This window comes from Nocardiopsis sp. TNDT3, from assembly GCF_003427465.1.
Taxonomy (GTDB): Bacteria; Actinomycetota; Actinomycetes; order Streptosporangiales; family Streptosporangiaceae; genus Nocardiopsis; species Nocardiopsis dassonvillei.
This window is the reverse complement of sequence record NZ_QPFC01000153.1, coordinates 1-5,716: the sequence shown is the minus strand read 5'-3', so window position 1 is coordinate 5,716 and position 5,716 is coordinate 1. Positions and strand designations below refer to the sequence as shown.

General features: G+C 71.5%; 5 protein-coding genes. All 5 read left to right on the top strand.

The annotated features are described in order from the left end of the window. Nucleotides 1–295 precede the first annotated feature (295 nt). A complete protein-coding gene (gene dxr / locus DQW06_RS04250; protein WP_041552846.1) occupies nt 296–1,516 on the top strand; it encodes a 1-deoxy-D-xylulose-5-phosphate reductoisomerase in 1,221 nt (406 codons plus the stop codon). A gap of 21 nt (nt 1,517–1,537) precedes the next feature. Next, nucleotides 1,538–2,893 carry an RIP metalloprotease gene (locus DQW06_RS04245; RefSeq protein ID WP_013154631.1) on the top strand — a complete coding sequence of 452 codons (1,356 nt, stop codon included), beginning with the start codon at nt 1,538–1,540 and terminating at the stop codon, nt 2,891–2,893. Between the two features lie 307 nt (nt 2,894–3,200). Continuing rightward, the gene (ispG, locus tag DQW06_RS04240) at nt 3,201–4,358 is read left to right on the top strand and encodes a flavodoxin-dependent (E)-4-hydroxy-3-methylbut-2-enyl-diphosphate synthase (RefSeq protein ID WP_013154630.1); all 1,158 of its coding nucleotides are present in this window, start codon (nt 3,201–3,203) and stop codon (nt 4,356–4,358) included. Between the two features lie 177 nt (nt 4,359–4,535). Further along, nucleotides 4,536–4,988: a hypothetical protein gene (locus tag DQW06_RS04235; RefSeq protein WP_117197995.1), complete on the top strand. Its 453-nt coding sequence runs from the start codon at nt 4,536–4,538 to the stop codon at nt 4,986–4,988. Nucleotides 4,989–5,145: 157 nt separating this feature from the next. Continuing rightward, nucleotides 5,146–5,337 carry a DUF1918 domain-containing protein gene (locus DQW06_RS04230; RefSeq protein WP_117197994.1) on the top strand — a complete coding sequence of 64 codons (192 nt, stop codon included), beginning with the start codon at nt 5,146–5,148 and terminating at the stop codon, nt 5,335–5,337. The last annotated feature ends 379 nt before the right edge of the window (nt 5,338–5,716 follow it).

Below are 5,716 nucleotides of genomic sequence, written 5' to 3'. Positions count from 1 at the left end.
GGGGAGGCCGGGCCCCCGGGTCCCGGCGGAGGCGTCCGGGGGGAGCGCCTCACGGGGGTCGTCCTGCCCGGTGGTCCCACCGGGCTGTGCTCGCGTCGCCTGGACGCGCTGTCTGACGGACCGTTCTAACTGGGGGGTAACTTACTCACCGGTTAAGTTAGGTCACCGGGCACCGGTTGTAAAGACCCGGTGACGCGCGATCCCCCTGGTTCCCGTGACCGGCGCCACGGGCCCCGCACCCCGCCCCGCGGATTGCGGAACAATGGGGAGCGTGCGAGAAGAACAGCGAACAGCAGTGATCCTCGGTTCCACCGGCTCGATCGGGACCCAGGCCGTCGACATCGTCCAGCGCAACCCCCGACGCTTCCGCGTGGTGGGCCTGGCCGCGGGCGGCGGGCGCGTGGACCTGCTCGCCAAGCAGGCGGCCGAGCTCGACGTCCCGCTGGTCGCCGTCGCCGACCCCGACCGCGCGGGCGAACTCGCGCGCGCCCTCGCCGGACACGGCAGCCGCGCCACCGTCCTGGCCGGGCCCGAGGGGGTCGCCGAGCTGGCCGGGAGCGAGTGCGACGTCGTCCTCAACGGCATCACCGGCGCTTTGGGCCTGGAGTCCACCCTCGCCGCGCTGCGCGCCGGGCGCACCCTCGCGCTGGCCAACAAGGAGTCCCTCATCATCGGCGGACCGCTCGTGCGCGGACTCGCCAGGCCCGGCCAGATCGTCCCGGTCGACTCCGAGCACTTCGCCATCGCCCAGTGCTTCCCCCACCTGCCCGAGGGCGAACTCGCCAGCCCGGCGCAGGGCCACGTCCACGCCCGCCGCGACGAGGTGCGCCGCCTGGTCGTCACCGCCAGCGGGGGCCCCTTCCGCGGCCGGGGCCGCGACGAACTGGCCTCGGTCACCCCCGCAGACGCCCTCAACCACCCCACGTGGAGCATGGGCCCGGTCATCACCGTCAACTCCGCCACCCTGGTCAACAAGGGGCTGGAGGTCATCGAGGCCAACCTGCTCTTCGACGTGCCCTTCGACCGGATCGACGTGGTCGTCCACCCGCAGTCGGTCGTCCACTCCATGGTCGAGTACGTGGACGGCTCCACGATCGCCAAGGCCAGCCCGCCCAGCATGATGATCCCCATCGCCTACGGGCTCGGCGCGCCCGACCGCGTACCCGACGCCGCGCCCGGCATGGACTGGACCCGCGCCCACACCTGGACCTTCGAGCCCCTGGACCACGAGGCCTTCCCCGCCGTCCGCCTGGCGTGCGAGGTCGGTAGCGCGGGCGGGACCGCGCCCGCGGTCTACAACGCGGCCAACGAGGAGGCGGTCGACGCCTTCCTCCGGGGAAACCTCGCGTTCCCGGCCATCATGGACACCGTCTCCCGGGTAGTCTCGGAGCACCAGCGAACAGAACGTGCCGGGGGAGCGTCCTCCCACAGAGGACACCTGAGCCTGGACGACGTGTACGCCGCTGACACCTGGGCCCGCACGCGTGCGCGCGAGCTGCTCGCGCGCCAGGCCTGACACCGCCCTGAGGAGAGATGCATGGTCGCCCTGATGACCGTGGTCGGGATCGTCCTGTTCGTCTTCGGCCTGCTGTTCTCGATCGCCTGGCACGAGCTGGGACACATGTCCACGGCCAAGATGTTCGGGATCAAGTGCACCGAGTTCATGGTGGGCTTCGGCAAGACCCTGTGGTCCGTCCGCAGGGGCGAGACCGAGTACGGCATCAAGGCGGTCCCGCTGGGCGGGTTCGTGCGCATGGTCGGCATGCTCCCGCCCTCGCGTCAGAGCGCCGACGGCAGCTCCCGCAAGCTCTCGCGGTGGCGGGCCATGGCCGAGGACGCCCGTGAGGCGTCCTACGTCGAGCTGTCCCCCGAGGACCAGGACCGGCAGTTCTACCAGCGGGCGCCCTGGAAGCGCCTCATCGTGATGTTCGCCGGTCCGGGCATGAACGTCATCCTGGCCGCGATCCTGCTCGCCGTGCTGTTCATGGGCATCGGGGTGCCGCAGAGCACCACCCAGATCGCCACGGTCAGCGAGTGCGTGGTCCCCGCGGGCAGCTCCGTCACCGACTGCGAGGACGCCCCGCCCACGCCCGCGGCCGAGGCCGGGATGCTGCCCGGCGACGTCATCGTCTCCGTCGGCGGCGAGTCCACCCCGGACTGGAGCACCGCCAACCGGCAGATCCGCGAGGCCATGGGTGACACGGAGATCGTGGTCGAGCGCGACGGCGAGCGGCTGCCGCTGAACGTCGACATCGTCGAGAACGAGCTCCCGGCCCGCGACGCCGAGGGCGAGTTCGTCTACGAGACCGACGCCGACGGCGAACCGGTCTACGACGAGCAGGGCTACCGCGTCTACGAGACCGAGGTCGTGGGCTTCCTCGGCATCGTCTTCGCCACCGAGCGCGCCCCGCTCACCCTCGCCGAGTCCGCCGCCGAGATGGGCAACATGATGATCGGCGTCGGCGAGGCCCTCATCGCCCTGCCCAGCAAGGTGCCCGACGTGTTCGCCGCGGCCTTCCTGGGCGAGCAGCGCACCCAGGACTCCCCGGTGGGCATCGTCGGCATCTCCCGCATCGGCGGAGAGATCATGGCCCAGGGACTCCCCGTGGCCGACACCGCCGCGATCATGATCCAGATCCTGGCCGGGGTGAACCTCTTCCTGTTCGCCTTCAACCTGGTGCCCATCCTGCCGCTGGACGGCGGGCACATGGCCGGCGCCATCTGGGAGTGGATCAAGCGCGGCTGGGCCAAGCTGTTCCGCAGACCCGAACCCGCCCCGGTGGACGTGGCGATGCTGACACCGGTGGCCTACGTGGTCGTGGCCTGCTTCCTGGTGTTCAGCGTGGTCCTGCTCGTGGCCGACCTGTTCAACCCGGTCAGACTCTTCGGCTGAGCCCCGCCCCGGCGGCCCTCCGGCCGCCGGGGCCTTCCCCGTCCACCGCCGCGGTGACCGCGCGACGGTCGGCGGACACCCCCGCGGCGCCGGGCGTTCACCCTGGTCCGCCTGCTCCGCCTTCCGTGCCGGGCACGCCCCCGGGTACGGGTAACCTGGGGGCGCGATCCGGGAACGACGGCGTAGCCAAGGCCGCCGGACACGGTGATCCCCGGACGCGGACCCGCGCGCTGCGCCGGACACCCATTCCCGAAACGGACGAATCAAGTGCCGCCCCCTCCCCGGCGGCAGACGAGGTGAATCAAGCGTGACCGTCGATCTCGGTATTCCCGCCGCACCGCCGCGCCCGCTGGCGACCCGCCGCAAGACGCGGCAGATCATGGTCGGAAACGTCCCCGTCGGCGGGGACGCCCCGGTGTCCGTGCAGTCGATGACGACCACCCGTACCTCCGACATCAACGCGACCCTCCAGCAGATCGCGGAGCTGACCGCCGCGGGCTGCCAGATCGTCCGCGTGGCCGTGCCCACCAACGACGACGCCGACGCCCTGCCGATCATCGCCAGGAAGTCGCAGATCCCGGTGATCGCCGACATCCACTTCCAGCCCAAGTACGTGTTCCAGGCGATCGACGCCGGATGCGCCGCCGTGCGCGTCAACCCGGGCAACATCAAGAAGTTCGACGACAAGGTCGCCGAGATCGCCAAGGCGGCCGGTGAGGCCGGGACGCCGATCCGCATCGGCGTCAACGCCGGTTCGCTGGACAAGCGCCTGCTCCAGAAGTACGGCAAGGCCACGCCTGAGGCCCTGGTCGAGTCGGCTCTGTGGGAGTGCTCGCTGTTCGAGGAGCACGGCTTCCGCGACATCAAGATCTCGGTCAAGCACAACGACCCCGTGGTCATGGTCAACGCCTACCGCCAGCTCGCCGCGGCCTGCGACTACCCGCTGCACCTGGGCGTGACCGAGGCCGGTCCCGCCTTCCAGGGCACCATCAAGTCCGCCGTGGCCTTCGGCGCTCTGCTCTCGGAGGGCATCGGCGACACCATCCGCGTGTCCCTGTCCGCGCCCCCCGCGGAGGAGGTCAAGGTCGGCAACCAGATCCTGGAGTCGCTCGGGCTGCGCGAGCGCGGCCTGGAGATCGTCTCCTGCCCCAGCTGCGGCCGGGCCCAGGTGGACGTGTACACGCTCGCCGAGGAGGTCACCGCGGGTCTGGAGGGCATGGAGGTGCCGCTGCGCGTGGCCGTCATGGGTTGCGTCGTCAACGGCCCCGGCGAGGCCCGCGACGCCGACCTGGGCGTGGCCTCCGGCAACGGCAAGGGCCAGATCTTCGTCAAGGGCGAGGTCATCAAGACCGTGCCCGAGTCCAAGATCGTGGAGACCCTCATCGAGGAGGCCATGCGCATCGCCGAGGAGATGGGCGAGTCCGGCGCCGAGTCGGGCGCGCCCACGGTCTCCGTGGCAGGCTGAGCCCCTCCCGCCGCCTCCGACGGCCGCGCCGGCCCTTCCGGGATCGGCGCGGCCGTTCGCGTGTGCGGTGCGCACTCCGCGGCAGAGCCACGGAGCCGTCGCTCTCCGTTGTGCTCCGCGCGCCCGGCGGCCATGATGGGACCGTCAGCAGCCGGAACGACCCCCTCAGGAGCCCTCGTGTCCCCCTCACGGATCAAGGTGCGTCTCACCCCGGTCGTCGGAGTCCTCCTCCTCGCACTCGGCCTGCTCAACCTCGTCCTCGGTGTGTGGCTGCTGGGGTCGGGGGATTTCACCATGGGCCTGCCCATCGGCGTGGTCATCACCTTCGCGGGGGCCGTGCAGCTGACCAGGACCTACTTCTGGTTCGATCCCGAGATCGGGGCCGGATGGTCGTCCGTCTCCGGTCCCGCGAGGTTCGGCCCGCTCGCCAGGGGAGTCAAAGCCGAACGGGGTGAGCGCTTCGCGGTCGAGCAGGGCCGACTCGCGCACGTGGCCGCGGACGGGACCCGTACCCCCGTCCCGGTGCGGCGGTGGATGGCGAACAGGGCCGACTGGCGCGCGCTGGAGGCCGCCCTGTCGGAGACGGCCCGGCTCCGGGAGCCCCGGACCCCGGACGGCGGAGCTTCCTGACCGGGGGCCGTCGGGAACGTCACCCCGTGCCCTCCCTGTCCCGCTTCCCGCGGTAAAGGGACGTTGTTTGCGCAGGTGGGGGCGGGAAAGGAACATCCCGTTCCGCCGGTCGGCGGTGACGTGAGGACGAGCGCGCGAGAAACGGGAGGGCCTGCCGGTGCATGCGAGTGTGGGGGACCGGATCCATGTCAGGGACAGAGGGACGAGTACGGAGGACTGGGCGGGAGAGGTCATCGAGGTCCGCGGCTCCGACGGGGGACCGCCCTACGTGGTGCGCTTCCCCGACGGCCGCGAGACCCTGGTCTACCCGGGGCCGGACGCCGTGGTCGTGCCCGCGACGGCGGAGTAGCCCGACCGGTCGCGCGGCCGGTGCGCCCGCCGCGGCCGCGCACGTTCCCGAGCGCCGAACCGCGAGACGGCCGGGAGGGCCGGGACGCGTCCGCGCACGGACGGTTCCGGCCCTCCGTCATGCCCGTGGCTCCGCCGCGCGCCCCTGACCAGCCTGTTCGCTGTCCGAAGTGGCGGCGGTCACCCAGGGTGATTTTGTATGGCATCAATCACAAGGTCCTGCGTTTCCTTGCGCGGCCACGCACGAACCCGCCGCTTCAACCGGACAGACGCAACGAATGTGGGTCATGTTACGTAGATAACGCGGCTACCGTTGCTGAGGGCTTCGGGCCGCCCGGACGCGCGGCGGCCGGACCCCCCCACCCCCCGCCGTACCTCCC